Raw genomic sequence first — 26,271 nt, 5'->3', positions numbered from 1 at the left:
ATAAACAAAAAACCCCTCATTCAAGGGAATCTTGAAGAGGGGTTCAGACTTTCTTAATAAACGATATGTTTAGAAGTCGAATTCAACGCCTACTGACGCCATGGCACCGGCATCTTTCTGTTTATCCGAAATGCCGCTGAAATCGGTCGTTGTTGAGGCCACGTCCAATGTCAGGAAGCCAAAGGTTAAACCGGCCGTACCGTAAGTGTATTCGGTGCCGACCATATTACCGCGCAGACCCAAACGGACATCCGGAATATACCAGGCGGAATTGGTGGCGTAGCTGACACTGGTGGTCCACCATTGGGTGTCTTCGTTATTCAAATCGTTGGCTTTGTTTAAATCGTAACTCCCGGCCAAGGTCCATTTACGGTTCTGGGAGAAAATTTGCGCGCCGATACGATATTGTGGCTTCAATTCGAATTTGGAATCGATGTAACTGCTGAAGCTGGCGGAAGTTGCGGCCGCAGACTTGTTGTTGATATCGAATTTAGGCGATGTCAGGTTCATCCCGACCACCCCGATCATGTAATTCTGCCCGGTCCAGTTAAGTCCGATGTCCGCGGTGAAGTTGCTGTCGCTGGAACCGGAATCGATGTCCTTAATGTAGTCGTCGGTATTTTTGCTGCTGTTACCCAGGTTGTCGTCGGCAATTTCACTGAAATCGACCAGTTTCACATTGGACATCAAGTTCAAATAACGGGCGGTGATACCGAGTGACAGGGCGCCACTGTCGGATTTCAATACATCAAAACCGTAACTGACAGCGAATTCATCCAGTTGTTTATAGCCGACACCCAAAGCGGCATCGCCTGAGGAGATGGCTAAGTTACCGCCATTATCGTAAGCGGAAACGTCATTTTGTTTGATGACGTAGCCTTTGGCCCCGACTTGACGGGTGTAGTCAAAGGACAGGCCGCCGCCCAAAAAGCTGTGTTTGACCACTAAGGGTACGGTGGCACCAGCGATGGTGCTGAAATTACCGTGGTTGTATTTGGTTAAAAATTCATTGGTCAGGTTCTGAAGATCGATGGCATCTTGAGGAGTATAAGTTCCTTTATCCAGGATGGGTTTAATCTTGTCATCCAGGAAATCCTTGGAACCTTCAAGGCCGTCGAATTCCGCTTGAATTTGAACCGTGGCACCCAAACCGAAACGAGAGCCTTCCATGTCCGCCGCGGTCAGCGCATTATTGGCCGGGTTGGCCAATGGGCTGTAAAGGGTGTTCGGGTTGGAGGCATCACCATAGCCGATATTGGACGCAATTGGGGTATAAGAACTCGGTGCGGCCTGAACCGACATCGCCGTGGCCATCAGAATGGCGCCGGCCAGAGGGGTACGCTTGATCATGTTTAAAATTCTCCAAAGACAGTTTTTAAGTTTTCTGTATTTTTGTTTATTGGTATATACAGTTAATTTTCTTTACTCTGTTAGGATTCTACTGAAAAAAAACCAAAAAACCACTTGTTTAGTCCGTTTTAATGCGCTTCGTCCCAATTCTTGCCTTGACCGATTTCCACAATCAACGGCACGTCGAGTGCTAAGGCGGATTCCATTATGGTTTTGATTTCCGCTTTGGCCGATTCGATATCTTGCTCGGCGACTTCAAACACCAATTCATCGTGCACCTGCATCAGCATTTTGATGTCGAGCTTTGTCTCATTCAGCCAGGCCTGCATTTTCACCATCGCGGTTTTAATGATGTCGGCGGCGGTGCCTTGCATAGGCGCGTTGATGGCGGTGCGCTCGGCGTATTGACGCAATTGCCCGTTTTTGGCATTGATGTCGGGCAGATATAAGCGACGGCCCATCAGGGTTTCGACATAACCCGTCTGCTTGGCATTTTGTTTGGTGTTTTCCATATAATCCGCCACGCCCGGATAACGAGAAAAATAGAGGTTGATGTATTCCTGCGCTAGGCCACGCGAAATGTTTAATTGCTTGGCCAAGCCGAAGGCGGACATACCGTAAATCAAACCGAAGTTGACGGCCTTGGCGCTACGGCGTTGTTCGGACGTCACTTCTTCCAACGGCATATTGAAAATTTCCGCCGCGGTCGCCTGGTGAATGTCTTTGCCTTCGGCAAAGGCTTTTAACAAACTGGCATCGCCCGATAAATGCGCCATAATCCGCAGTTCGATTTGCGAATAATCCGCCGCCAGCAGTTGGTGCCCGTCATCGGCGATGAAGGCTTGTCGAATGCGGCGGCCTTCGGGGGTGCGAATCGGAATATTCTGCAAGTTGGGTTCGGTGGATGATAAACGCCCGGTCGAGGCCACAGCCTGTTGGTAGGAGGTGTGTACCCGCCCGGTGTTCGGATTGATTTGCTTGGGTAATGAATCGGTGTAAGTGGATTTCAGCTTGGCCAGACTGCGGTATTCCAGAATCAGATTCGGCATTTCATGGCCGTCTTCGGCCAGTTGCACCAGCACCGGTTCAGCGGTGGACGGTTGGCCTTTCGGGGTTTTTTTAATGATCGGTAAATCCAGCTTTTCGAACAAGATTTCCTGCAATTGCTTGGAAGAGTTCAAGTTGAAAGGGCTGCCGGCAATCAAATGGGCTTTTTGTTCCAGTGCCGTGAGTTTTTCACCCAGTTCATAAGATTGATCGGCCAGCATCTGGCGGTCGATGCGGACGCCGGTGTGTTCCATTTTCGCCAATACCGGCACTAATGGCATTTCAATGTCGCGGAAAACGCTTTCCAGTTTGGGCTCGGCTTGCAGTTTCGGCATCAGGGTTTGGTGCAATTGCAGGGTGATGTCGGCGTCTTCGGCGGCGTAAGGCGCGGCGGTTTCAATATCGATTTCATTGAAGGTTTTCTGTTTTTTCCCTTTACCGGCGATGTCTTCGAAATGAATGGTGGAATGGTTCAGGTATTTCAGTGCCAAATCGTCCATATTGTGGCGGGTGGCGACACTGTTGAAACAGTAGGATTCCAGCATGGTGTCGAAAGCGATGCCTTGCACGTCGATACCGGCATTTTGAAAGAGGTGCCAGTCGTATTTGAAGTTTTGCCCGATTTTTTGAATGGCCGGATTTTCCAGAATCGGCTTCAATTTGGCGATGACTTCGTCGTAAGGCAGTTGTGTCGGGGCACCGTCGTAATCGTGGGTTAAAGGCACATAGGCCGCGAAATTTCGCCAGGCCTGGCTGTTTTTGGCGTTATCGGCTTTTTCGGCCGGTTCTGCATAAGCGAAACTGATGCCGACGATTTTGGCCTGCATCGCGTTGAGCGAGGTGGTTTCGGTGTCGATGGCAAACACCTCGGCGCTTTCGAGTTTTTTCAGCCATTGGTCCAGTTCGGCCATGTCCAAAATCGTGGCATAGGGTTCGGATTCAATGGTCACACCATCGGTTTCCGTGGCGGCGGATTTTTGGGAATGGCCATTGGTAACGGTCTCGGAGTGGGCTTTACGGCCACTGCTCTGGCTGAAAGGCAGGTCGCCCTTCAACACCCGTGACAACCAGTTACGCAAATCAAAGCGCGCGAACAGGGTTTCCAAAGCGTCCATATCGGCTTCATGGCGTTTGATGTCGGCCAAGGCGATCGGCAAATCGCAATCAATGCGGATGGTGGTCAGTTCGCGGGAAAGTTTTAATTGGTCGAGGTTGGCGCGTAGGTTCTCGCCGATTTTGCCTTTGATCTCGTCGGCGTGCGCGATGAGATTGTCGATGTCGCCGTATTCCGCCAGCCATTTCGCAGCGGTTTTCGGGCCGCATTTCGGAATCCCGGGAATGTTGTCACTGCTGTCGCCCATCAGCGCCAGATAGTCGATAATCTGGTCGGGTTTCACGTGGAACTTTTCTTCAACTTTTTCCGGGGTCATCAAGGTGTCGGTCATGGTGTTGACCAGCGTGATGTGCTGGTTGACCAACTGCGCCATATCTTTATCGCCGGTGGAAAGCAAAGCGTCCATTTTCGCTTGGGTGGCGTGGTGGGCCAGGGTGCCCATCACATCGTCCGCCTCAACACCGTCAATGACCAGTAACGGAATGCCCAGCGCTTTGATGATGTCGTGAATCGGTTCGATTTGAATGCGCAATTCGTCCGGCATGGGCGGGCGGTGCGCCTTGTATTCGCTGTAGAGGTCGTGGCGGAAGTTCTTGCCTTTGGCGTCGAACACAACGGCAATGCGCTCAGGCTGGTATTGTTCCAGCAGTTTCCCAATCATATTGATGACCCCGAAAATCGCCCCGGTGGCATGCCCTTCACTGTTGGTCAACGGTGGCATGGCGTGGAAAGCACGAAACAGGTAGGAGGAACCGTCCACCAGAATGAAAGGGCTGTCGGGGTTGAATTTGGGTAGGATCTGAGTCATTGAATGCGTTGCCTCTAAAGGATTATGCTAAAATGTCGCCGTTTAGCGGAACCGGGTTCCGTTAAGATTGAGTTGTCGTAATTTTAACCTTTTCTCAGGGCGGTTTGGGATGTCTGTTTACACTGTCGTTAATCAAGCGGATTTGGAAGCGTTTTTGGCGGATTTTGACCAAGGAACGCTGGTTGCGTTTGAAGGCATCAGTGCCGGCATCGAGAACACCAATTATTTTGTCGATACCACGGCCGGGCGTTTTGTCCTCACCATTTTCGAACACCACAGCTTTGACGAATTGCCGTATTTCCTCGACATCATGGCGTTTATGGCGGAGCACGCCATTCCCACCGCGCACCCTAAACCGACGCGTGACGGTTCTTATCTCAAGGAACTGAAAGGCAAGCCGGCGGCGCTGGTGGAGCGTTTGACCGGTTCCGGCGTGGAACACCCGACCTTGAAACAATGCGAAGTGATGGCGACGTATTTGGCCAAGTTTCATTTGGCCGGGCAGGATTATGACGCTTTCCGCGCCAACGACCGAGGCTTGGATTGGATGCAATCGACGTTCGAATTGATTCGGTCCCATTTGCCGCAGGACGAGGTCGACTTGATCGAATCCGAAATCGCTTTTCAGTCGCAACAGGATTGGACGCACTTGCCGAAAAGTGTGATCCACGCCGATCTTTTCTGTGACAATGCCTTATTCAATGGGGATGAACTGTCCGGAATCATCGACCTGTATTATGCGTGCAATTCCACCATGCTGTACGATTTGGCGGTGATGGCGAATGATTGGTGCCGACTGCCGGATTTAACCTTGTGCGAGGAGAAAACCGCGGCGGTGTTGGCGGCGTATCAGCAAGTGCGCCCGATGACCGAACTGGAGCAGCAAACCTGGCCGGCCGCGTTGCGAATGGGCGCGTTGCGTTTTTTCCTGTCGCGTTTGAAAGACAAGCATCTGCCGAGAGAAGGCGAAATGACGCAAATCAAAGACCCTAACGTGTTCAAAAGCCTGCTTCTGGCCCATCGTTCGCATTGATTTTGGCATCAAAACTCTCTAAATTTTCTGAAAATCCAACCCTGTTATTTCCCCGGAATTAAAAAATTCTATCGAAAAATCAGTAACTTTTGCTGGCGCTTCCGGTCTCAATTGTTATATTGATGTAACACTATATCACTGCTTCATTATATTCTAATAAATTGATACCCATGATGCGTTCAGGGGTAAAGCCCAAGCTGTCCAAAGAAGGGGGTTGTATGCACTCAGTTTTCAAAAACCTTTGGTTTCGAGACCCAAAGGAAAAACCGACTTTCATCAACGATAACGCCGTGAAAATCCGTGCCGGGATGTTGTTGATCATTCCGATTTACATGACCTACACCTTGATTGACGTGGTGTTCGGTTCCAGCTGGTCGGTGATGGAAAACACCACCATGATCGATACCTTGGAAACCGATTGGAACTGGCACACCATCTATCAAGTTCAGGCCACTCAGCGGGTGTATGATTACACCATCCAAACCTGGGTATTGTTCTATGGCTTGTTTGAAATGATTGCCGGGATGTTCGTCACCACCTCGCGTTTGTCGCCGACCATCTACATCGCATCCTTTCTGGCGAAAACGCAAAAACCGAACTGGAAACCGCTGGTGCCGAAACGGTTTGCCTGGACGATTGGCGCGTCTTTCATCACCGTCTGTTTGATTTTCTTTAATCCGGATGTGTTCGCGAACTGGGTGAATGCGATTTTCAGCAGCAAGCTGTTACCGACCACGGAAAACTATATGTCCAACTGGATCCCATTGATTCTGGTTTGGGTGTGTTTCGGCTTTATGTGGCTGGAAGCGATTCTCGGGTTCTGTGTGGGTTGTAAAGTACACGCTCTGTTGGTGAAAGTCGGCATCTTTAAAGAAGAATGTGAAGCCTGTAACAACATCGACTGGGACGAAATCGCCCGCAAACATGCGGAACGCCAAGCGCAGGAAGCCGCGCAAGGCAATTCTTAATGTTTTAATCATGTTTTGAAGTGAATGAAAAACCGCCAGGCCTGGCGGTTTTTTGTTTTCGGAAGGCCGATTTTGCAGCGGGTATTATTTCGCCGGGTCGACGTAGCCGCCGATACTGGTGTTGCAACGGAACCAACCGGCGATGCTGACGCGTTCATGTTGCGCGGGCAACACTTCGTGCGGAATCCATTCACTCATAAACACCGCCATTTTGCCCATTTCCGGCAGAATCACCGCCAGCTTTTCGTCGCCTTCTTCGGCGTAGAGTACCAATTCCCCACCCCAGTTCGGTTGCCAGTTCGGGTTCAGGTACAACACCGTGGTCACCATGCGATTGGCGCGGCCGCGAAAACTGTCGAAGTGTTTTTTATAGAAATCGCCGCGTTTATAAAGCGCGAAATGACATTCGTATTCGAACAGCCCTAAAAACAAGGCACGATTCAATTGGCAGCGTAATTCCGCCATTTGCGCCAAATACAGTTGTTGGGCATCGGTGGCGCCATTGAGCCATTTGATTTGGTCTCGCCGAATCGATTCGTTGATTTGATGAATGTCGCCACGCCCGATGCCCGCTTTCTGCAAATCGCCTTGGGCATCGTAGGTTTCGACTTCGGCCAGCAATTGTTCGCACAAGGAATCGGTCACGGCATTCGGCCATTCGTACCAGCCTTGTTCGACTAAAGCATCCAGCAGTTCATTCAGGGTATTGGGGGTGAGTTTCAGCGGCATGAGCGCCTCCAGAGGCAAGACGAAGAATTATGCGCTGAAAACGAAATTTTGGCAATGAAAAGATTGGCTTAAGGTGACATAACGAAAGTGGGAGGGAAAGCGGGTTGCCGGCGCCGAACGAATGTCGTCGCCAAGCAATGGAAAGCCGGTTGGATTACCAGGCTTTGTACGGAAGGAATTTACCGTTCATGGTGACGACAACGCGGTCGCCGGCCGGGTTTTCTTCTTTATCGATGTCCATTGAGAAATCGATGGCACTCATGATGCCGTCGCCGAATTTTTCGTGGATCAATTCTTTCATGGTTGGACCGTAAACACCGACAATTTCGTACAAACGATAAATCAATGGATCGGTTGGCACAGCTTTTTCCCATGATTTGTGCGGGTAGGCTTGCAAAGCAGCTTCAATATCCGCGCCCAATCCCAAGAAAGCGGCCACTTTCGAAGCCGGCTCGGCGTCCAAGTGGTTCATCCCCAAACAAGCGGATGTGGTATAGACTTCACTCAATCCTGCGGCCGCCGCAATATCACTCCACCCGACGGATTTTTCCGCTTTCGCCAGGATAATTGCTTCGGTCATTTCTACTTTTGACATCATAGTCTTTGTCTCCAATAAAGGGCACCTTGACTCACTCAGGTGAGATTCTGCGGGACTTAAAGGGCTTAGCCAAATACGCCATCTCATTGTTGTGAACTTTTACAAGGCCTAGACATTGTTCAAAGTTCACGCCTCGATATGACGCATTTGGCGTTGCCAGAATCCATCTGAGTGAGTCAAGGTGCCCTAAGTTAATTAAAAAGCAATGACCATAATGCAAGGCTTGTGCCAATTTATTAAGTAGTTGATTTAATTGTATATTATCTATTTTTTGGCGTTTCGGGCTTTTCTTTTTGTCTACAATTGTTAACAAATATTACCAAATGTAAAACTTTGTAAGTAATTTGTAGACATTTTCCGTTAATTTATTAATCTAAATTATAAACAATATTATATAAATATTTGAAAAATAATGTTTTGTTAAATTGTGGCATCCTTCACGCTATGTCAGGGGTAAGTTTCGAAGAAGTCGAAATTATTCACTTTAAAAATTTACGAGGAGTCTCAAATGAGCGAAGTCTATATCCCTTCATGTATCCGTCCAATCGATAACGATGGTTTGAATAAATTGGCCGAAGCAGGGAAAGCCGCACCGGATACCATCAAAACATTGAAGTCCAAAACCGTATTGGAAGGTCAGTTCAAAAACTTGAACTACATCCGTGACTTGGACCCGGTTGTTGTGGACGAGCCACCTGTCTTGTTGGGTGAAGACACGGCCCCAAACCCATCTGAAATGGCTTTGTTGTCTTTGGGGTCATGTTTGTCTGTTGGGGTTCAAGCCAATGCGACAGCCCGTGGTATTAGTTTAACCAAATTGGAAATCGAATTGGAAGGTGACATCAACATCACCGCTGTTTGGGGTACCGGTGACGTGGATCCAAACAAAAAATTGGGTGTTACCGAAGTGCGTGCCATGTTCACCATCGAATCACCAGGTACACCAAAAGAAGATTTGGAAGCTTTGGTGGCGCACGCCATCAAATGGTCGCCAGTAGCCAACACCTATATGAATGCGGTGGATCTGTCCGGTAAGTTAGTCGGTTAATCACACTGTCCAGGCCTGGCGGTTTCCGCCAGGTTTTCCCACTTTGAAGGAGAATGACCATGATTAGTCAAATTGTTCAAAAAGATCTGAAGCCGTTAACAGTGGCCATTGATCATGGACAGTACACGACCGAAATTTTATCGAAAGTTGGCCAAGCCGGCGCGTTTCGTCACCACATTCCATCCCTGAACAATGGCGATTTGAACCTGTTCGGAACTATTCAGGATATGGCGACCGTGTCCGAAGAATGTATGTCGACCGGTTTTATGATGTGGGCGCAGTCCGTTTGTACCTGGTACATCGAAAACTCTGAAAACGAATGGTTGAAGTCCGACATCCTGCCGAAAATGGTGGATGGCGAATATTTCGGTGCCACGGCTTTGTCGAACCCGATGAAGTATTTTGCCGGCATTGAAGACCTGAAATTGTCCGCGGAAGAAACCGAAGACGGTTACATCATCAACGGCACCTTGCCTTGGGTATCCAACCTGTTGGAAGGCTCCGACAAGCACTTCTTCGGCTCGATTTTCAGTGTGCACGACCACGACAAAAACTATGAAAAAGATGTCATGGCCCTGATTCCATGTGATTTGGAAGGCTTGACCATGAAACAAATGGCCGAATTCGTCGGGATGGAAGGCACGGGAACCTATTCCCTGTTGTTCGACAACGCCTTCTTGCCTAAGAAATACCTGTTGGCCGACCCGTTGAAACCCTATTTGGAAAGAATCAAAGCCGGATTCATCTTATTGCAAACCGGAATGGCCGCCGGAGTCATTAAAGGCGCCGTCAACGAAATGGAAAAAGCGAATCTGACTTTGTCCGAGATCAACGAATATCTGGACGATTCGCCGGAAGAAATAACCGAAGATTTGGAAGATGCCATCGATTTGATCGAAGCGCTGTGCGAAGACCCTTTCACACCGGGCCAAGAATACATCAAGTCGGTATTGGAAGCCCGTTTGCTGGGCGCGGAAATCTGTAAACGCGCGGCCGATTCGGTCATGCAGCACGCCGGAGCCAAAGGCTATCTGGTGGATGCCGCACCGCAACGTAAACTGCGTGAAGCGTATTTCGTGATTATCGTCACGCCATCCATCAAGCATCTTCGTAAGGAAATTGACCGCATCGAAGCGGCATAGGAGACCAAGATGAGTGAAGATTTTAAAAAGTATATTTGTAAGACATGCGGTTTGATTTACGACGAAGAGCTGGGCGATCCGGATTCCGGATTGGCGCCGGGCACGCGTTTCGAAGACATCCCGGATGACTGGTACTGCCCTTTGTGCCTGGTGAGTAAATCGGATTTCATTCCACTGGACGAAGCGAAGGCGAAATCTTCACCGGATGGTGCGCCTAAGCGCAAAGCCAGCACCCATGCCGACGTCTTGATTATCGGCGCCGGTTACGCCGGTTGGCAAGCCGCTGAAAACGTTCGTCAAGCCATGCCGGACGCCGAAATCAGCTTGCTCACCGCCTGTGACGGAACCGTCTATCCGAAACCGTCCCTGTCCATGGCCTTAAGCCAAGGGCGTACGCCGGACGACTTAAAAGAAATGACCGCCGAAGCCAAAGCCGCCGAACTGAATATGGGTGTTAAAACCCGTACCAAAGTCATGTCCATCAACACCAAGCGTAAAAAGGTCATGACCACCTCCGGCAGCTTTCAATACGACAAACTGATTCTTGCGACCGGTGCCAAAGCCTTGTCGCCAACCGTGGACGGCAATGCCGCTCAGGACATCATGACCATCAACGACCTGCCGGATTACCGACGTTTCCATAAAGCCCTGGAAGGCAAAAAATCCGTCACCCTTATCGGCGGCGGTTTGATTGCCACCGAGCTGGCCGAAGACCTCAGTTCACAAGACATCGAAGTCAATATGGTGGTGCGCGGTGCGCATTTGATGAGCCAGATTCTGCCGCAAGCCATTTCCCAGTCGTTGGAAGAAAAGCTGCAAAGCAAAGGCGTCAAGCTGTACAAAAATTCCGAACTGGTGGACATGAACCAAGCCGAAAACGGGTATAGGCTGAACACCGACCAAGGTGAATACATCGAAACAGGTGTCGTGGTCGCCGCCATCGGCCTGGCACCGAATTTGGAATTGGCTAAAAAAGCCAAGCTGGAAACCAATCGCGGTATTTGCATTAACGGCGCTTGCCAAACCTCCGACCCGGATATCTTCGCGATTGGCGACTGTGCCGAAGCCGGTGGCGTGTTGCAAGCGTATCTGGAACCGATTCGTCGCCAGGCCAAGGCTATTGCCGCGCACCTGAAAGGCGAAGACACCGACCAGTTCCAAGTGCTGCCAAGCTTGATCAAAACCAAAACACCAAGCTTGCCCATTATGATCAGCCCGCCATTGCACGCCACGCACGGGCAGTGGGAGCAAACCATGATGGTCGGGGACAACCAACGCCTGCTTTACAAAGAAGGCGAAGATGTCTCCGGTTTCGCCCTCAGCGGCGACCTGGTCACCAGCGCCAACGCTCTTTACCAAGAGCTGTTCAGCGCGTAATTCAGCATTAATCTGTACCCAAAACAACGCCCAAAAGCGTTAAACGTCATAAAAGGTCACTTCGGTGGCCTTTTTTTATGCTTTGATAAAAATGAATGGGAATCTCTAAAACGACTAGGCCTGGTGAAAGCCGTTAATTCAAAAAATAAATTTAATATTTATAAAATTACGTATTTAATATGGTCAATAAACTGTTTTTAAAGTAGTCTTTTAACTGAAATAACCTCGTTAAAAGGAGTTGCATGAATGAAAAAATATTTCATTGCTGTATTACTTTATATCATTTCAATGCCAACATCTGCTGGCTCAATAGATTTGAAGTCTAAAGAATCTTACGAGAAAGACTCTCAACAAATTTGTTACCAAAAGTGGAACAAGCGGGGTGAACTTAATAGCAGGATGTACAAACATTGCATGGAAGGGCAAATGGATGGTTATAAAGAACTCAAATATTTGCATCAATATGCAAATCAAAGCTTTTATTCAGAAACGGCATTTCCATATTGCCGTGACAAATGGACTAAGAGAGGAATTTCAGATACAAGGATGATGGCACATTGTTTAAATCAAGAAATTGAGGGAATAAAGGATGTTATGTATTATCGTGAGCAATACGGTGAAGACACTGTAAATCGGATAGTTGCTAGGGCATTAGTTCAGTTTGGGTCTTGGAATATGGCTGCATATAAGGTCAAGCGATATTTTGAGTAATGTCACTCATATAAGTTATCATCAATTTTATGAGGGATAAAAATGAAAATGGAAGAGTCAATTAAGCAATGGGCCAAATTCATCAAGGAAACTAAAGGCTATGATGTTGAGTTAATAGAATGTTTTACGGACATGGATCATATCCAAAAGTTTAGGCCTGGAAAATGGCATATTTACTCTTTTTGGCTTAATGAAAACGACTTAGCATTGAAAATTGGAGTTGCCGGCCCTAATAGTTCAGCCAGGTTTTCAAGCCAGCATTACAATGAAAATTCCGCGAATTCTAATTTAGCGAAATCATTACTTAATTCTGGTATGTGTCAGAATGATGCAAAATTATGGATAAAAAACAACACTTACCGTATAAATGTTGTTTTTAATAATTTTAGTAAACCTCTAGCTTACGCTTTAGAGTCACACTTACATTTATTGTATGAACCATATTTTGAAAAATGATTTAATAAAAGGTTTTAGACTAAAAAATATTATAAAAACAGTAGCTTACTATAAGTTTAAAATCCTTTAGAAGTTATTTGAAATAATCAGGAACTTTAGTGTTTAACAAATAGAGTTTTACCATTGCCAGTCTGGAAAAATTGGGCGCTACTCTTTAATTTGCTATAATAAAAACCAACTTATATTTCTATTTCAAACGGAGGATATTGATGATTGTTGTTAAAAGCCTCCGGGTAGTTTTTTCGTAGATTTATTCTTCGCTACCCGGTCAGTGTACCGGGGCCTTTTCAGCCCCAGAATTTGATTTCTTACAACGCTTAAGCGTTATGGGGCTTATGATGACATCACATTATTCTCTTCATCAATTAGGGTGGAAACCCTTTTTTCAACACCAACTGTCACTTGATGAGTTGGAAACCTTGATTCCGGCGCGCGTCTTCGGCGTCGAACGTTCGATTATTCAGCTATTGACCACGGAAGGTCCGTTGTCCATGGCGATGACACAATCCATTCCTAATCTGGCGGTGGGCGACTGGGTTTTAATCGATGCCGAGCATCGCTTTGTTCGCTTGTTGGATCGAGCGTCGTTGTTTTCGCGAAAGGCGGCGGGCACACGGGTTGATCGCCAATTGATTTCCGCCAATGTGGACTCGGTTTTGATTGTCAGTTCTTTGAACAACGATTTTAATTTGAACCGCATTGAGCGCTATTTGGCGTTGGCGCATGAAGCTGGTGTGGAGCCGATTGTTGTGCTCACCAAAGCCGATTTGTGCGATGAGCCCGAATCGTTTGTGGAAGCGGTTCAGGCGCTGGATAAGATGCTGCCGGTGTTTGCGGTCAATGCCCATGATTCGGCGACTTTACAGGCGTTGGAACTCTGGTTGTCGCCCGGCCATACGCTGGCTTTCTTGGGGTCGTCCGGCGTGGGCAAATCGACGTTGGTGAACACGCTGTTGGGCGGTGACGTTCAGGAAACCAATCGGATTCGCGAAGACGACAGCCGAGGGCGCCATACCACCACGGCGCGTTCGTTGCATTTGACGGCATCCGGCGTGTTGTTGCTGGATACGCCGGGGATGCGTGAATTGCAATTGGCGGATTGCGAACAGGGCGTGGAGGAAACCTTTGCGGACATCGCCACTTTGGCGGAGCAGTGTAAGTTTTCCGATTGTCAGCATCAATCGGAACCCGGATGTGCGGTTCGGGCGGCGATTGAATCCGGTCAGTTGGCGGAACGCCGTTTGGTGAACTATCACAAGCTGATGAAGGAGCAAGCGTTTAACGCCGTGACTTTGGCGGAAAAACGCGCGCAAGATAAGCGCTTCAGCAAAATGGTCAAATCCGCCAAACACCTCAAGCAACGATAACTTAAAGCCGTTTTACGGTTCATCTCAAAAACCACCAGGCCTGGTGGTTTTTTACTTTCTGTGTACCAAGCGAATTACATAAAGCTCAGTAATAGTGTCAGGGTTACAAGCGACAGCACGGTGGAAAAGAGTACCGTTTGGGCGGTGGTGACCGCTTCGCGTCGATAGTATTCGGCCAACATGAACGGCCCGGTGCCGGTCGGCAAGGCGGCTAACAGGATGGCCATCATCGCCAGTTCATAATCCATTTCAAACACACTTAAGGCTAACCATGCCACCAGTAATGGTTGGGCAATCAGTTTGATGGCGGTCAGTTGCCAGGCGGTTTTGCGTGCCGCGGTGGTGTTGTCATTGGAAGACGCCACCGCATCCGCCAGAAAAAGCCCCAAGCTGATCAGAGCGGCCGGGCTGGCGGCACCGCCCAACAGGGTTAAAAAGGTTTCCACGCCTTGCGGCAGTTGCCAGGAGCTCAGGGCAAACAACATCCCGGCGATGGGCGAGACAATCAGCGGGTTGAGAAACACGGCTTTGAGTACGTTTTTGATTTTAAGGCGCAAACTGGCTTCCGCTTGCAGGCCGGTTTCAATCAGGATAATCGCCATCGCAAAGACGATACTGACCACGATAATGCTGGCAATGGTGGTCGGTACCTGACTGGATGCGCCGAACACCAGAAACAGCAGTGGAAAACCGACATAACCGGTATTGGAATAAGCGGCGGAAACACTGTCGATGCTGGCATCGGCCAGCGGCACGCCTTGTTTGAGGCGCCAGATGAGCACCAACACAAACAGGCCAACCGAACCGATGAGATACACCAGAATGAAATCGGGCAAATAGAGTGCCGACCAGTTGCTGTTGGCCATGATGTCGAACAGCAAAGCCGGCAGCGCCAGCCACACCACGAAACGGTTCAGCTCGCTGGCGGCGGTTTGACCCATCACGCCGGTTTTGCGGCTGATGAATCCGGCGGCGATCAGGCCGAAAATGGGTAACAGAATTGAAAGGGTTCCAAGCATGAAAACGGGTTATGTCAGTGATGTAAAAGCGTTAGTATAGCCAGCCTGCCGGTCTAAAGACAGGCTGAGTGGCCAAAACCGCCAGGCCTGGCGGTTATTGGATATTCGGGCATTGATCGGAGAGAATCTTGTTAAGCCCTTCCGCGGATTTTTCAAACGTCAGTTGGCCGTTTTTGACGGTAAAAACATACAGGGTGTCAAAGTCGCTGCCGTGCCATTTGCCGAAATCGTAGCTGGCGCCGTAGGCGTCGTTGACGTGTTTGGCAATGTCTTTAATTCGGGTGTGTTGCCAGACGATGAGCGCGGTTTTGCCTTCGTACTGCGATGAGGTGGCGAGCTGGGCGATGGCTTTGGGTTTGTCCACGGCCACACACAGGTTGACGCCGGTGTTAAAGAAGGTCGCGGTCGGTAAAGCGGTTTGAAAGGGTCTCAAGGAGAAAGCGCCTTTTCCGTCGGCACCGTATTTGGTGGTGAAGTGCGGCGAAGGGGTAAAGACCGCATCGATGGTTTTGAATCGGTTTTGCATGACTTGCGGAAGGCGCAGTGCCCGGTTTTCACCGCGACAGTTGAGGACGCCGCGGTCATTGGCGATGGGGCGTGGTTTTTCCCCATGCCGTGCAATTATGAGCGTCAGATTTTGAGCCGGGGTTTCCGAGGCGGTGCATAGGGCGGGTTCTGAAGCGGCCACATGGCCGATGCCGGATAAAAGCAAACAGATAGTAGCGAACTGAATGAAGAACTTGGCCATGGCGGCTCCTTAACGCGAGGGTGTCAATACGGTTAATCGTAACCGTATTTTATCCTCCGTGCGGGGATTTCTGTCGCTTTTATAACCCGAGTTTTTTCAAGCGATAACTGAATTGACGCGGTGTCATGTTCAGCAGCAGGGCGGCGCGGGTTTTGTTGCCGCGCGCCATTTCCAGAGCCTGTTTGAGTTGTTCGGACTCGTCTTCCGACACCCGCCAGTAAGCGCGCTTGTCGTCCATGGCGGTTTGGCCGTTCGGAAACGCCAGGCCGTTGTTGGCATGGGGCGCGAACCCGTTAGCGGTCGCTTGGCCGTTCACCACTTGCGGTTCTTGCGAGAACGCTTCAAGGTTCGGGCTGACCGGTTGAAGTTCGTTTTCCAGCGGTTTGACATGACCGCCGTGGATAATCGCGCTTTCTTCCTGAATGATTTTTTCAATTAACCGGGCGGAAATCAGACGGCCTTTGTCGGCCATCAGCACAGCACGTTTCACCACGTTTTCCAATTGTCGGATGTTACCCGGCCATTCATAGCCTTCCAAAAACGCCATGGCGCCTTGGTCGTAAATGGCGCTGGTGTGGTATTCCTGATTGGCCTGGTTGAGGAAATGACGCGCCAACAGGCGAATATCGCCCTCGCGTTCACGCAGCGCCGGCAGTTCGATCGGGAAGACGTTCAAACGGTAGAACAAATCCAGGCGGAAGCGCCCTTGGTTGACGGCTTCGTGCAAATCTTTGTGGGAAGCGACTATGATGCGGGTGTCGACATGAATCGGCTTGGTGGCGCCGACGCGGGTCACGCAGCGTTCTTCCAGCACGCGTAACAGTTTGGCTTGCAGGCCAAAATCCAAGTCCCCGATTTCATCGAGGAATAGGGTGCCGTTGTTGGCGAGTTCGATTTTGCCTTGCTTGGTTTGGGTGGCGCCGGTAAAAGCGCCTTTTTCATGCCCGAACAATTCGGATTCCAGCAGATCCGGCGGAATGGCGGCACAGTTGATGGCAATAAACGGGCCGTCTTGACGGTGCGACGCCAGATGCAGCATTCGTGAAAAGCGCTCTTTCCCCGTCCCGGATTCGCCTTTCAGCATGACGGTGACGGCGGTGTTGGTGGCGCGGCTGACTTTATTCAAGGCGGCGCGCAAGGCCGCACTTTCGCCGATGATGCCGTATTGGCTGCCTTGGCCAAGCGCCATGGCGCGCAACTGCTCGTTCTCTTCTTTCAGCAATTGGGTTTGCTGTTCAATCATGGCATTCACTGCCAGAATTTCACTGATGAACAGCGACATCAGTTTGAGAATGCCCAAATCGCGGTCCAGCGAACGGGGGCGTTTGCTCAAACGGTTAACCGCTAAAACGCCGACGGTGGTGCCGTTTCGGACAATCGGCGTAGCGATGAAAGCCACGGTTTCCTGCGGAAGTGTGGAGCGGTCGACGGTCCGGAACAGGTAGTCGTCTTCACGGTCGATGTCGGCGACGATAATGGGGCTGCCGGAGTGCATGACTTTCCCGGAAATCCCTTCGCTGATGGCGAAACGCCCTTGGGCGATTTCTTCTTTGGTCAAGCCATAGGCATAAGCGGTGTGCAGGTAGCCGGAGCTGCTTTCCTGCAACAGGACACGGCCGCGGTTCAGCCCCATTTGACGCGAAATCAGGCTCAGGATGGTGTGAATCGCTTTTTCAGGCTCGTAGGCCTTTTCGATTTGCTCAGCCGCTTCCTTTATGACAATATATTCCGACTGGTTGGCAATATCTAAATGTTCAACGTGTTTCACAGAACCTACCCTTAAAGCTCAAGAGCTTTCATATTAGCATTTTGTTACAAAAAATGGAGAACCCTCATGCCGATTTCCTGCCATCTGTACGACCAATTGGAAGTGGCCGCCATGCGGAAGCAGAAGGTGCGACTGAGGTTTGAACCACCGCATTCCGAAACGATTTTCGAAGGGGTGATTACAGACTTGTTCAGCCGCAACGGTGAGGAGTTCTTTAAAGCAAAAAACGGCGACCGGGAGAACCCGGTATGGCCGTTGGAAGGTTTGGTGTCCATTGAGATACTCAAGGACACGAAATAAAAAGGCAGGGAATGGAACGCCCCTGCAAAAAGTCACTGCATTACTCAACATGCCATGAATAACGTTTGATTAAGGTCACGGCAATGAAATCCAGTAGGTAACCGATAATCCCGATGACCACAACGATGGCTGCCAAGGCTGCATAGTCAAGGGTGTCACGCGCATCATTGATGGCATAACCCAGTCCGGAGGTCACCCCAAGGTATTCCGCGGGAACCAGAACCACCCAGGCGACACCGATGGCGAGACGAATCCCGGCGAAAACATCTTGTGCGATGGCTGGCATGATCACGCGGCGCAGCATCTGGTAGCCGTCGGCGCCCAGGTTTCTCGCCACTTGGAACCAGTTAGGGTCGATACGTTGCACGCCGTGTGCGGTACCGAATACGATGGGCCAGATGGTTGCCATGGCCAGCAGGAAGATGATGGCCGCATCCCAGGTTTCGAAAGCCAGTACAGCAATCGGCATCCAGGCCAGCGGGCTGATCATTCGCAGAAATTGGAACGGCATATTGGCGATTTGACGCACCATTAAAAAGTAACCCACCAAAATCCCGGTCGGCACCCCAATCACAATCCCCCAAAAAAGACCGTATACAATGCGGTACAAGCTGGAATAAATGGTTTCCCAGATGGTGCCGGTTTCAACCAGATACCACAGCGCTGAGAAAGTCGGCCCAGGTGCGAAATCCGCAAAGGCTTGCGTGTCCGGATTGGACGCGATTAACAGACCGCCGACCCACCAGACCAAGAGAAGAATTCCCATCCCCACACTTGCGTTGATGATGCTTTGCATCCAGCCCGGCAGGCTTTTAAAGCCCGCCAATGCTTGGCCGAACGACAACTTTGTTGTTGCAGCCGTGTTACTCATAGTTCAAATACCTCTTTACGGTTCGTTGGGTCAGCTGGGTTGACACCCGGTACCTTGTCCCAAACGTCGTATTTGTTCATGGCGTTGGTGACGTAGTCGTAATTGACTAGGTCTTTCAGCGCATAGTCGATATCCAGGTTGTCCAGGAAGGTTTTGTCCCCGGTCACCAAAGTTTCTTTCAATTGTTCCATCAAGAATTTGGTCGCGGATGGATATGGATAAGGGTTGAAGTCGATACGACCGATGTCCCAATCCGGGTGTTTGATCGCTTTTGGATCTTGATAATCCGCAGGCGAATAATCCGTCATCGCTTTTTCCACTACCTTGGCTTTCATCGGCAGGTAACGCTTACCTTCACGTGACAGCATTTTCGCGACTTCTTCTTTGTTTTCCTGAGCGTATAGACCGCCTCGGACCACCGCGTTCATGACTTTTTGTGACCATTCCGGACGCTTGTTGACGTCGTCATCGTGCATACAGACAACGCAGCAAGGATGGTTTTCCCAGATGTCGCCGGTGAAGCGCAACATTTTCGCGCCAGCCAGGACTTCACCCGCCGCGTTGAACGGTTCCGCCACGATGTAAGCGTCGATTTTCTTCGCCGCCAAAGCCGGTGGCATATCCGGTGGTGGCATGATTTGCAGGTTGACTTGGTTTGGTTTCAACGGATCGGTCTGATCCTGGATAACCGGCTCCAAACCAGCATTTTTCAGTGCCATCTGCAATACGATGTTGTGCATGGAGTACCAATAAGGCACGGCCACTTGCATGCCGCCCAATTCCGCAAACGACTCAACACCTGTGTGTTTCCCGACAACCAGGCCGGAACCGTTGGTGTGTGCCCAACCGGTGATTTTGACCGGGAAGTTGTTGTTGTAACGCATCCAGATTGGAATCGGTTTCAGGAAATGCACCAGGTTGAATTTGTGCGCCGCGAAGCCTTCGATCAATGGCGACCAACCGCGAATCAAGGTCGGTTTTTCCACTTTCAGGCCTTCTTCTTCAAAGAAGCCCATGCCGTGTGCGACCAAAAGTGCACTGGCGTCGGTGATCGGCAAATAACCGATACGGACGACTTCGTCTTCCGGAGGCGTCATGTTGGCGAACGCCTGTGTGGATGGTAAACTCATGGCGGCGGCCAAGCCACCGGTGGCGGCCATGCTGTCGAGAATGAACTCACGACGGCCTTTGGTCGGATTAAATGTATAGTCGTGTTTGGATAATTCGTTATCGCAATTGCAGTATTGACACATGTTGGTTCTCCTTTAAAGCGATGGAATATTAAGCATTCGATTCGGCGACACTTCGCTGCTTGGCCAAGTCAATTTTTTCGAATTCGTTAAATAGGTTTTCTTTCAGGGTATTGAACTCTTCCAATGAGCGGTCGCGCGGGTAGTCGAGCTTGACTTCCATTTCACCGACGATTTCCCCAGGGTTTTGGCTCATGATGACAACGTTGTCGGCCATGGCCACGGCCTCTTCGATATCGTGCGTGACCAGAATCATGGTGATGCCCTGGTTGTGGCAGATTTCGGAAACCTCGTTTTGCAATTGGGAGCGGGTAAAGGCATCCAATGCGGAAAAAGGTTCGTCCAACAGCAGGATTTCCGGCTCCGTCGCCAGAGAGCGTGCCAGTGCGACACGTTGCTGTTGCCCGCCGGACAATTGCTGTACGTTTTTGTCTTTGTGCTCGGCCAGGCCGACCATGTCCAACAATTCTTCCACGCGGTCTTTTTTGTCGTTATAGGTGCCGGAGAACACCAGACCCAAAGCGGCGTTTTCACGAACCGTCATCCAAGGGTACAGCGACGGTTTCTGGAACATCATGTTCCATTTTGCGCTGGGTTTGGTAACGGTGTGGGCGTTGATACGCACCGCACCGTCGGATGGAATCAACAGACCGGCAATCATTTGCAACAGGGTGGATTTACCACAGCCGCTTCGTCCGATCAACGCCGTCAGCTGGCCTTTCGGAATGGTCAGGTTGATGTTCTTCAGAGTGGGTTTGGTTTGTTTTTTAAATGTATGGGATAATTCTGAAATCCATACATTGGAGCCTTTTGCTGTCATAATCGAATCTTCTTTTATCAATTAAATTTATTAATGGTATAGCTTAGGTGGTGCCAACAAATATAAGTTTAATTAAATCAATAGCTTAATTAAATTTTATGACAAACTTCGGCTGAAAATGAATTGGTTTGTTAACAATTGTTAACAATTTGTAGCACTTTGTTGTTTTTTGGTGCGTATGGCTGAAATGTCCGCTTCAAACGGCTTTCAGAAAAAGAAAGGCCCGCGTCAGCGGGCCAAGTGATTTTTATCAGTCAAAATGGTTTTCTGTTAAAACTTAACTTCACCCCAGACCCACAGTTTTGTGGTGTCGACCAGGTTGTTGTTCGCAGAAGAATCTTTCGCTGTATAGTTGGCGTATTTCACACCTACCGTGTAGATTTTGGCGAATTTCTTGGCCACCAACAAATCGTATTCCGAACCGTAGTCGTCTCCACCTGTGTCGGCGCTGAAGTCATGGTAAATCGCAGCCAGTTTCAAGCCCAATGCTTTACCGGAAACGCTCAGGTAGTTATCCACCAAACCGTTGATTGGTGTACCACCGGCCGGTCCGATGAACATATCCGCCCAACCGTTGAACGAGTGAACCGTACCCAATGGTGTTTGGAAGGAACTCTTGCCGTCACCGCCCAGTTTTTCCTGACCGGCTAAAATCTTAGCGGGACCGACGCCGACACCCAATTCGAAACGGGTGTAATCACCGCCCACGTCACCTTTGGTGTTGGCGTATTTGCCCTGAGTCGCGTATTCAGCGTGGTAGAACAGTTTTAAGGTATCTGTCATTTTCGCTTTACCGGCGAAGCGGGCACCGTAGGTTTCACTGTCGGTCAAGTTTTGCAGATCGTAATCCAAAAGGTAACCGTAACCGGTGATGGTGCCGAACGGGATGCCGGTGAATTTGGCTTGGATCGCATTGGACGTCATGGTTTGGTTAACACCGACCGGGTTGCGAACGTTCATGAGGTACGCATAGTCGATTTCGGTGTATGGAATGGCTTTGGTTTTCAAGCTGGCGGCGGTGTAAACCTGTTCCGTTTGACGCCAACCCACGTTCCCCAAGAAACGGTTGTCGAAAATAATACGTTGTTGACCGACTTTCGCGGCTGTCTCTTTGTATTTGTAACCGACCCAAGCCTGGTTCAATACGGTGATGGTAGGATCTAAAATAACGGCTCTGTTACTGTCTCCACCGGCTCCTGGTCCCGCGCCTACGAAGTAATCTTTACGGCTACCCAATGATTCGGTACCGGACATTTCGACCATACCGTTGAAGCCGTATAGGTCACCCGTTGTGTAACCGATACGGGTTCTTTCGGTAATGGCGGTCGCGTCTTTTTTGCCTGTTTGTTCAACGCCTTCGTAACGAACGCGGACATCGACATTCACTTTACCACCGGTTAGGGCGTCGGTGAATTGGTCTGCTTGTGCTGTTTGCGAAACCGCCATGCTGGATACCGCGATGGCCGAGCTCGCTAGGATGCTCTGGATAGAGCGTGATAGAACCGTTTTTTTCATAATGATCTCCTTGTCTGAGCCTTCCGTATTGCATCGGATGTGCCAGCACAAACAAAGTGAATAAAATCAATAGATTATATTTATATGCACCCAAAATTTTGTTTAATGCGGTTGACAATACAGTTCAATCACCGACAAATTGTTCGGAATTGTTAACAAAATCAAGGTAAAACGGAAAGGAGGAAAACCGCCAGGCCTGGGCGTTTTCAAGACATGGCTTACAACAAATGTTGCCAAAAGAGATTGGCGGTGAGTGTCACGAAAGTGATACCGAGCAAGTTAAACGCCAAACCATAAGTGGCCATGGTTTTCACCGACACGGCGCCGCTGCTCATGGCAATGGCATTTGGGGGCGTGGAAATGGGTAACATAAAGGCGTAACTGGCGCAGACGGTGGCGACCATCATCAACAAACGGCTGTCGAGTCCGCTTTGTTCACACACCGCCAGTAAAATAGGGAGCACCATTGCAATCAAAGCGGTGTTGCTGGTGATGACGGTGCTGAACGTCACCAGAAAGGCAATGATGGCGATGACCAACCAGGTGGGAAACACCGCGATGTGTTGTAACAGCCAGGCGAGTTGATCCGCCAGACCGGTGGTGGTGAAAGCCCCGGCAATGGCAAACCCGGCGCCGAACAGAAAGATGATTTCATAAGGGATTTTTTTGGTGTCCTGCCAATTGAGAATGTCGAAGGGCGGTAAAAACAGCAAAAGTCCGAAACCGAGTAAAAGCCCTTTTTCATTGAACCCGCTCCAGCCGAGTAACGACGTCGCCAAGGCATTGATGACCAAAATCGCTACCAAAGCCGAGACCAAATAAAGCACTTTTTTCTGGCCGGAGTTGAGGGGTTGCGGTTTGAAGTCGGTTTTCAGGGTTTCGTTGACGGTGCCCAGCGCCAGGACCCAGCCCACCACAACGAACATCGCCGCCACCAACGGCAGCACCATCAGCACCCAGTGGGCGAAACTGATGCCCGGAATCAAATGTTGGTCGAAAAACCCGAACAGAATCAGATTCGGCGGGGTGCCGATCGGAGTGAGAATGCCGCCGACACTTGCGCCGTAGGCGATGGCGAGTGCGAAGCGCATTTGCAGTTCGCGTCGCTCGGTCAAAAACAGCGCCAACGGCATTAACAGCAAGGCCGTGGTGGTGTTGGATAAAAAAGCACTCAAACCGCCGGAAGTGATGGATAGGGCGTAAATCATCCCTTTCGGTGTGGCGGGAAATATGGCCAGCATTTTCTGGGAAATCACATGATGCAATTCGGTTTTTTCAATGGCGATGGCGAGCATAAAGCCGCCAATGAACAGGAAAATAATCGATTGGGCATAGTTGGGCGCCACTTCATTGGTGTGGGTGATGCCGAACAGCGGAAACAGGACGATGGGTAATAACGCCACCCAGCCCAATGGCAAGGCTTCATTGCTCCATAAAAACACCATGGTCACGACGATGCCGAGCAAGGTCGCTTGAATGCCGGGGAGAAAAGGGGTTAAAACCGCAAAAACCACCAGGCCTGACAGAATGGCCCAGATTAACCCTTTAATTTGTTGGGATTTTTCAATCAAGTTTTTTCCTTTTTCGGTCGAAAAAAGTGGCGGTAAACAGCCTAATCGACGGCGATAGCGATATAATGGAACAAATATGCAACCGATGCAAGCGACCTGCTTTCTTACGCAAATTATTGTATGGTTGTCGCCCTTCTTTTTGTTAAATGTTTCAGTGAGCGAATTCTAAGATGAATGCTTCCCAAGGTCGTACGACCGTTCAAAACATCGGTTTGTTTTTTATTGTGTTGGTTTTGGTTTACGGGGGCGGTTTCGCGGCCTTTTCCCATTTCAAAACCCAGTCGAATCTGGCTTTGGAAGACCTGAAGCAGCAAATCAATCATGAAGTGACCCTGTTTGAAGACATTCAAGCGTAAATGGGTTACGGTCAGTTCATTCATAATTTCAAGAATTTAGTGATTCGCGGTGAACGTGATTACCGTTCCAGCAGCTATTCCCAACAGTTGCAAACCAACTTAAAGCAAATCCGATCCGATATCGAGGCATATCGACGTTTTCCGGATTTGCAACCGCCGGAAACCAACGGTTTGAAAGCCATCGAAGCGGTGGTGGCGCAGTATCAGAAGATGGCCGATAAGGTACGCGAGCTGAAATCGCTGGGGTTGAGTGTGGAAGCCATCGACCAGCAAATCGTGGTGGACGACCGTCCGGCAATGGAGGCGTTGCAGGCCTGGTCAAAATTTCTCAAAGCGGATGCCACGCAACGCATTGCTGCACTGCACGCGGAAGCGGACCGTAATGAACTGATACAGTTGGCGGTGATTTTCGGAATTTCCTTATTGTTGACTTGGCTGGCGTTTGAATGGCTGGTGCGTCGCGCACTGGTTAAGCCGGTTTCACATATCAACCAACAATTGACCCGAGTGTGTGATGCCGAAGGCGATTTGGATATCCACGCCGACATTTGCGTGGAAGGGGCACGCGAAACCCGGCGTTTGGGCCAATACATCAACGGTATGTTGCAACGCATCCAGAACGAAGTGGCCAAAATGAACTCGGTCAAAACGGTGGTGGACCAAAGCACCGCCAACATCATGCTCGCCGATAAAGACCTGGTGATCACCTACATGAACAAATCGATTGTCAATACCTTGAAAAAGGTGGAAAAGGACATTCAAAAGATGTTGCCGCAGTTTTCCACTGAAAACCTGGTGGGGCAGAACATCGATGTGTTCCACGTGAAGCCATCCCATCAACGTCAGTTGTTGGCCGAATTGACCGATACCTATGTGGCGAAACTGACATTGGGCGAATTACACCTCGACATCATCGTCAACCCGATTTGGGGGCCGGACGGGGAACGGGTCGGCTTTGTGACCGAGTGGAAAGACATCACCGAAACCGTCAAGCTGGAGAAGATGCAGGAAGCCGTGGAACAAAACCTGAAAACCATGGTGGAAAAAGCTGCCAAAGGCCACATCGGCGCGCAAATTGATGTTTCGGCACTGGACGGTTTTATCCGTGACTTGGGTGAGCAAATCAACACCATGTCCAATGCCATTCATGTCGCCAATAAAAAAATCTCCGATGTGATCGTTCACCTTTCCAAAGGTGATTTAACACCACGGGTGGAAGGCGATTACGAAGCGGACCTGGGCGCCATGCAGGCCGCCATTAATCAATCGTTGGATAATTTGTCGTTGATAATGGCGCAAGTGAACGTTTCCGTTCGGGAAATTGCCGAAGACATACAAGCCACCACAGAACGTAACACCAACGTATCGTCACGCTTGCAGGAACAGGCGGCGTCTATTGAAGAAACCGCCGCGACCATGAAAGAGATGACGGCTGCCGTGCGTAACAACGCCCAAAACGCGCAGCAAGCCAATGATTTGACCGTTCAAGCCAGCGATAAAATGGCCGAAGGGGCACACATCATGCAACAGACCATTCAAGCCATGCAGGGCATTAAAGCGTCCAGTGATCAAATCGAACAGATTATCGGCCTGATTGACTCCATTGCATTCCAGACAAACCTGCTGGCTTTGAACGCGGCGGTGGAAGCCGCTCGCGCCGGAGACCATGGCCGTGGGTTTGCGGTGGTGGCCGGTGAAGTCCGTAATCTGGCCGGTAAGTCGGCGGATGCCGCGCGGGAAATCAAAACCTTGATTGAACAGTCGGTTTCGCAAGTGGAAAACGGCACACAGCTGGCCGAACAGTCCGGTGCGTCTTTGGATGAAATTAACTTGTCCATTCGTCAGGTGACGGAACGGGTCAGTGAAATCGCCACGTCTTCCTTACAACAATCGCAAGGGATTGAGCAGTTAAACCAGACCATCGTCTCGTTGGATCGGAATACGCAGGAAAATGCTCGGCTGGTGGAGTTGTCGGCCAACAGTGCGGAAATGATTTCCGGGCGTTCCAAAGAGTTGGTGAATCGTATGCGTCAGTTCACCATCGCCGGGCACTTTATGCAGCAGGCCGAAGCGGATTTGAGAATTCATCATTCGGACACCCAACCGACGGTCGTCAAATCGCAGCCAAAGCTGGACGTTTCCCACAAAGTTTCGCATAATGAAAAGAAAAAAGACATAAAACAAGAGAAGCCGGTAACCCAGAATCTGGGTGGCGGCGATGAATGGGAGGATTTCTAACGCTCCCAAACGTTATTGGCGCCCGCATCGTCTGTTTGGGTGCCGGCAGGTTCCTAAAGGTTCCATT

The 26,271-nt window shown here is 49.9% G+C and carries 23 protein-coding genes; 11 read left to right on the top strand and 12 right to left on the bottom strand.

The genetic code is table 11. From position 1 onward, the window contains the following. Positions 1-69: 69 nt before the first annotated feature. Together traF and polA are read right to left on the bottom strand one after the other, a co-directional pair. A complete protein-coding gene (gene traF, locus EPV75_RS00405) occupies positions 70-1,350 on the bottom strand; it encodes a conjugal transfer protein TraF (RefSeq protein ID WP_128384090.1) in 1,281 nt (426 codons plus the stop codon). A gap of 128 nt (positions 1,351-1,478) precedes the next feature. Further along, positions 1,479-4,319 (bottom strand): DNA polymerase I, encoded by a 2,841-nt coding sequence (gene polA / locus EPV75_RS00400; RefSeq protein WP_128384089.1) that lies wholly within the window; start codon positions 4,317-4,319, stop codon positions 1,479-1,481. Between the two features lie 109 nt (positions 4,320-4,428). Between polA and EPV75_RS00395 the strand changes: the two genes are divergently transcribed. Next, complete coding sequence (locus tag EPV75_RS00395; protein WP_128384088.1) at positions 4,429-5,352, top strand: homoserine kinase; 924 nt, start codon at positions 4,429-4,431, stop codon at positions 5,350-5,352. A 218-nt stretch (positions 5,353-5,570) separates the two neighbouring features. After that, a complete protein-coding gene (locus tag EPV75_RS00390) occupies positions 5,571-6,320 on the top strand; it encodes a DUF4395 domain-containing protein (RefSeq protein WP_128384087.1) in 750 nt (249 codons plus the stop codon). A gap of 84 nt (positions 6,321-6,404) precedes the next feature. Here EPV75_RS00390 and EPV75_RS00385 read toward each other — a convergent pair whose 3' ends face one another. Both EPV75_RS00385 and cynS read right to left on the bottom strand, forming a co-directional pair. Continuing rightward, on the bottom strand, positions 6,405-7,049 hold the full coding sequence (locus EPV75_RS00385) for a 2OG-Fe(II) oxygenase (protein WP_128384086.1): 645 nt from the start codon (positions 7,047-7,049) through the stop codon (positions 6,405-6,407). Positions 7,050-7,203: 154 nt separating this feature from the next. After that, positions 7,204-7,647, bottom strand: coding sequence for a cyanase (gene cynS, locus EPV75_RS00380; protein ID WP_068646751.1), 444 nt, complete (start codon positions 7,645-7,647; stop codon positions 7,204-7,206). Positions 7,648-8,155: 508 nt separating this feature from the next. On the opposite strand from cynS, the gene EPV75_RS00375 reads away from it, so the two are divergent. The 6 genes from EPV75_RS00375 to rsgA all read left to right on the top strand — a co-directional run bounded on the left by EPV75_RS00375 (position 8,156) and on the right by rsgA (position 13,748). Continuing rightward, on the top strand, positions 8,156-8,695 hold the full coding sequence (locus EPV75_RS00375) for an OsmC family protein (protein WP_128384085.1): 540 nt from the start codon (positions 8,156-8,158) through the stop codon (positions 8,693-8,695). Between the two features lie 59 nt (positions 8,696-8,754). Then, positions 8,755-9,837, top strand: a complete 1,083-nt coding sequence (locus EPV75_RS00370; protein WP_128384084.1) for an acyl-CoA dehydrogenase family protein — start codon at positions 8,755-8,757, stop codon at positions 9,835-9,837. 9 nt (positions 9,838-9,846) lie between these two features. Next, on the top strand, positions 9,847-11,214 hold the full coding sequence (locus EPV75_RS00365) for an FAD-dependent oxidoreductase (protein WP_128384083.1): 1,368 nt from the start codon (positions 9,847-9,849) through the stop codon (positions 11,212-11,214). Positions 11,215-11,460: 246 nt separating this feature from the next. Continuing rightward, positions 11,461-11,925 (top strand): hypothetical protein, encoded by a 465-nt coding sequence (locus tag EPV75_RS00360; protein WP_128384082.1) that lies wholly within the window; start codon positions 11,461-11,463, stop codon positions 11,923-11,925. A 42-nt stretch (positions 11,926-11,967) separates the two neighbouring features. After that, positions 11,968-12,381 (top strand): hypothetical protein, encoded by a 414-nt coding sequence (locus tag EPV75_RS00355; protein ID WP_128384081.1) that lies wholly within the window; start codon positions 11,968-11,970, stop codon positions 12,379-12,381. Between the two features lie 335 nt (positions 12,382-12,716). After that, on the top strand, positions 12,717-13,748 hold the full coding sequence (gene rsgA / locus EPV75_RS00350; RefSeq protein WP_225972345.1) for a ribosome small subunit-dependent GTPase A: 1,032 nt from the start codon (positions 12,717-12,719) through the stop codon (positions 13,746-13,748). Between the two features lie 74 nt (positions 13,749-13,822). Here rsgA and EPV75_RS00345 read toward each other — a convergent pair whose 3' ends face one another. From EPV75_RS00345 to EPV75_RS00335, 3 genes are all read right to left on the bottom strand, one after another. After that, on the bottom strand, positions 13,823-14,767 hold the full coding sequence (locus EPV75_RS00345) for an AEC family transporter (protein ID WP_128384080.1): 945 nt from the start codon (positions 14,765-14,767) through the stop codon (positions 13,823-13,825). A 94-nt stretch (positions 14,768-14,861) separates the two neighbouring features. Further along, entirely contained in the window at positions 14,862-15,515 is a 654-nt protein-coding gene (locus EPV75_RS00340; RefSeq protein ID WP_128384079.1) for a histidine phosphatase family protein, read from the bottom strand. A 79-nt stretch (positions 15,516-15,594) separates the two neighbouring features. After that, a complete protein-coding gene (locus tag EPV75_RS00335; protein ID WP_128384078.1) occupies positions 15,595-17,283 on the bottom strand; it encodes a sigma-54 interaction domain-containing protein in 1,689 nt (562 codons plus the stop codon). 66 nt (positions 17,284-17,349) lie between these two features. Here EPV75_RS00335 and EPV75_RS00330 point away from each other — a divergent pair, with 66 nt between their 5' ends. Continuing rightward, positions 17,350-17,583, top strand: a complete 234-nt coding sequence (locus EPV75_RS00330) for a Rho-binding antiterminator (protein ID WP_128384077.1) — start codon at positions 17,350-17,352, stop codon at positions 17,581-17,583. A gap of 40 nt (positions 17,584-17,623) precedes the next feature. Here the strand turns inward: EPV75_RS00330 and EPV75_RS00325 are convergent, their stop codons facing one another. The 5 genes from EPV75_RS00325 to EPV75_RS00305 form a co-directional block, all read right to left on the bottom strand. Beyond that, positions 17,624-18,454, bottom strand: coding sequence for an ABC transporter permease (locus EPV75_RS00325; protein WP_128384076.1), 831 nt, complete (start codon positions 18,452-18,454; stop codon positions 17,624-17,626). Next, the gene (locus EPV75_RS00320) at positions 18,451-19,707 is read right to left on the bottom strand and encodes an ABC transporter substrate-binding protein (protein ID WP_029939271.1); all 1,257 of its coding nucleotides are present in this window, start codon (positions 19,705-19,707) and stop codon (positions 18,451-18,453) included. The genes EPV75_RS00325 and EPV75_RS00320 overlap by 4 nt, the downstream gene beginning before the upstream one ends. A 28-nt stretch (positions 19,708-19,735) precedes the next feature. Next, entirely contained in the window at positions 19,736-20,524 is a 789-nt protein-coding gene (locus tag EPV75_RS00315; RefSeq protein ID WP_029939270.1) for an ABC transporter ATP-binding protein, read from the bottom strand. A 270-nt stretch (positions 20,525-20,794) separates the two neighbouring features. Then, on the bottom strand, positions 20,795-22,039 hold the full coding sequence (locus EPV75_RS00310; protein ID WP_128384075.1) for a hypothetical protein: 1,245 nt from the start codon (positions 22,037-22,039) through the stop codon (positions 20,795-20,797). 218 nt (positions 22,040-22,257) lie between these two features. Further along, positions 22,258-23,610, bottom strand: a complete 1,353-nt coding sequence (locus EPV75_RS00305) for an SLC13 family permease (RefSeq protein ID WP_225972344.1) — start codon at positions 23,608-23,610, stop codon at positions 22,258-22,260. 170 nt (positions 23,611-23,780) lie between these two features. On the opposite strand from EPV75_RS00305, the gene EPV75_RS00300 reads away from it, so the two are divergent. Together EPV75_RS00300 and EPV75_RS00295 are read left to right on the top strand one after the other, a co-directional pair. After that, complete coding sequence (locus EPV75_RS00300) at positions 23,781-23,966, top strand: hypothetical protein (protein WP_128384074.1); 186 nt, start codon at positions 23,781-23,783, stop codon at positions 23,964-23,966. Positions 23,967-24,005: 39 nt separating this feature from the next. Next, positions 24,006-26,204 (top strand): methyl-accepting chemotaxis protein, encoded by a 2,199-nt coding sequence (locus EPV75_RS00295; protein ID WP_192894004.1) that lies wholly within the window; start codon positions 24,006-24,008, stop codon positions 26,202-26,204. The last annotated feature ends 67 nt before the right edge of the window (positions 26,205-26,271 follow it).

The sequence above is a fragment of the Hydrogenovibrio thermophilus genome (assembly GCF_004028275.1).
GTDB classification, from domain to species: Bacteria; Pseudomonadota; Gammaproteobacteria; order Thiomicrospirales; family Thiomicrospiraceae; genus Hydrogenovibrio; species Hydrogenovibrio thermophilus.
Note: the sequence above shows the minus strand (reverse complement) of the source record. Positions and strands in the feature narration are given on the sequence as shown.

Excerpts from the sequence above, each read along its gene's own strand:
- rsgA (WP_225972345.1), top strand. The coding sequence starts at position 12,717 with ATGATGACATCACATTATTCTCTTCATCAATTAGGGTGGAAACCCTTT.
- EPV75_RS00355 (WP_128384081.1), top strand. The coding sequence starts at position 11,968 with ATGAAAATGGAAGAGTCAATTAAGCAATGGGCCAAATTCATCAAGGAA.
- EPV75_RS00370 (WP_128384084.1), top strand. The coding sequence starts at position 8,755 with ATGATTAGTCAAATTGTTCAAAAAGATCTGAAGCCGTTAACAGTGGCC.
- EPV75_RS00375 (WP_128384085.1), top strand. The coding sequence starts at position 8,156 with ATGAGCGAAGTCTATATCCCTTCATGTATCCGTCCAATCGATAACGAT.
- EPV75_RS00340 (WP_128384079.1), bottom strand. The coding sequence starts at position 15,515 with ATGGCCAAGTTCTTCATTCAGTTCGCTACTATCTGTTTGCTTTTATCC.
- EPV75_RS00360 (WP_128384082.1), top strand. The coding sequence starts at position 11,461 with ATGAAAAAATATTTCATTGCTGTATTACTTTATATCATTTCAATGCCA.
- EPV75_RS00325 (WP_128384076.1), bottom strand. The coding sequence starts at position 18,454 with ATGAGTAACACGGCTGCAACAACAAAGTTGTCGTTCGGCCAAGCATTG.
- EPV75_RS00345 (WP_128384080.1), bottom strand. The coding sequence starts at position 14,767 with ATGCTTGGAACCCTTTCAATTCTGTTACCCATTTTCGGCCTGATCGCC.
- EPV75_RS00315 (WP_029939270.1), bottom strand. The coding sequence starts at position 20,524 with ATGACAGCAAAAGGCTCCAATGTATGGATTTCAGAATTATCCCATACA.
- traF (WP_128384090.1), bottom strand. The coding sequence starts at position 1,350 with ATGATCAAGCGTACCCCTCTGGCCGGCGCCATTCTGATGGCCACGGCG.
- EPV75_RS00310 (WP_128384075.1), bottom strand. The coding sequence starts at position 22,039 with ATGAAAAAAACGGTTCTATCACGCTCTATCCAGAGCATCCTAGCGAGC.
- EPV75_RS00395 (WP_128384088.1), top strand. The coding sequence starts at position 4,429 with ATGTCTGTTTACACTGTCGTTAATCAAGCGGATTTGGAAGCGTTTTTG.
- EPV75_RS00390 (WP_128384087.1), top strand. The coding sequence starts at position 5,571 with ATGCACTCAGTTTTCAAAAACCTTTGGTTTCGAGACCCAAAGGAAAAA.
- polA (WP_128384089.1), bottom strand. The coding sequence starts at position 4,319 with ATGACTCAGATCCTACCCAAATTCAACCCCGACAGCCCTTTCATTCTG.
- cynS (WP_068646751.1), bottom strand. The coding sequence starts at position 7,647 with ATGATGTCAAAAGTAGAAATGACCGAAGCAATTATCCTGGCGAAAGCG.
- EPV75_RS00330 (WP_128384077.1), top strand. The coding sequence starts at position 17,350 with ATGCCGATTTCCTGCCATCTGTACGACCAATTGGAAGTGGCCGCCATG.
- EPV75_RS00300 (WP_128384074.1), top strand. The coding sequence starts at position 23,781 with ATGAATGCTTCCCAAGGTCGTACGACCGTTCAAAACATCGGTTTGTTT.
- EPV75_RS00365 (WP_128384083.1), top strand. The coding sequence starts at position 9,847 with ATGAGTGAAGATTTTAAAAAGTATATTTGTAAGACATGCGGTTTGATT.
- EPV75_RS00385 (WP_128384086.1), bottom strand. The coding sequence starts at position 7,049 with ATGCCGCTGAAACTCACCCCCAATACCCTGAATGAACTGCTGGATGCT.
- EPV75_RS00320 (WP_029939271.1), bottom strand. The coding sequence starts at position 19,707 with ATGTGTCAATACTGCAATTGCGATAACGAATTATCCAAACACGACTAT.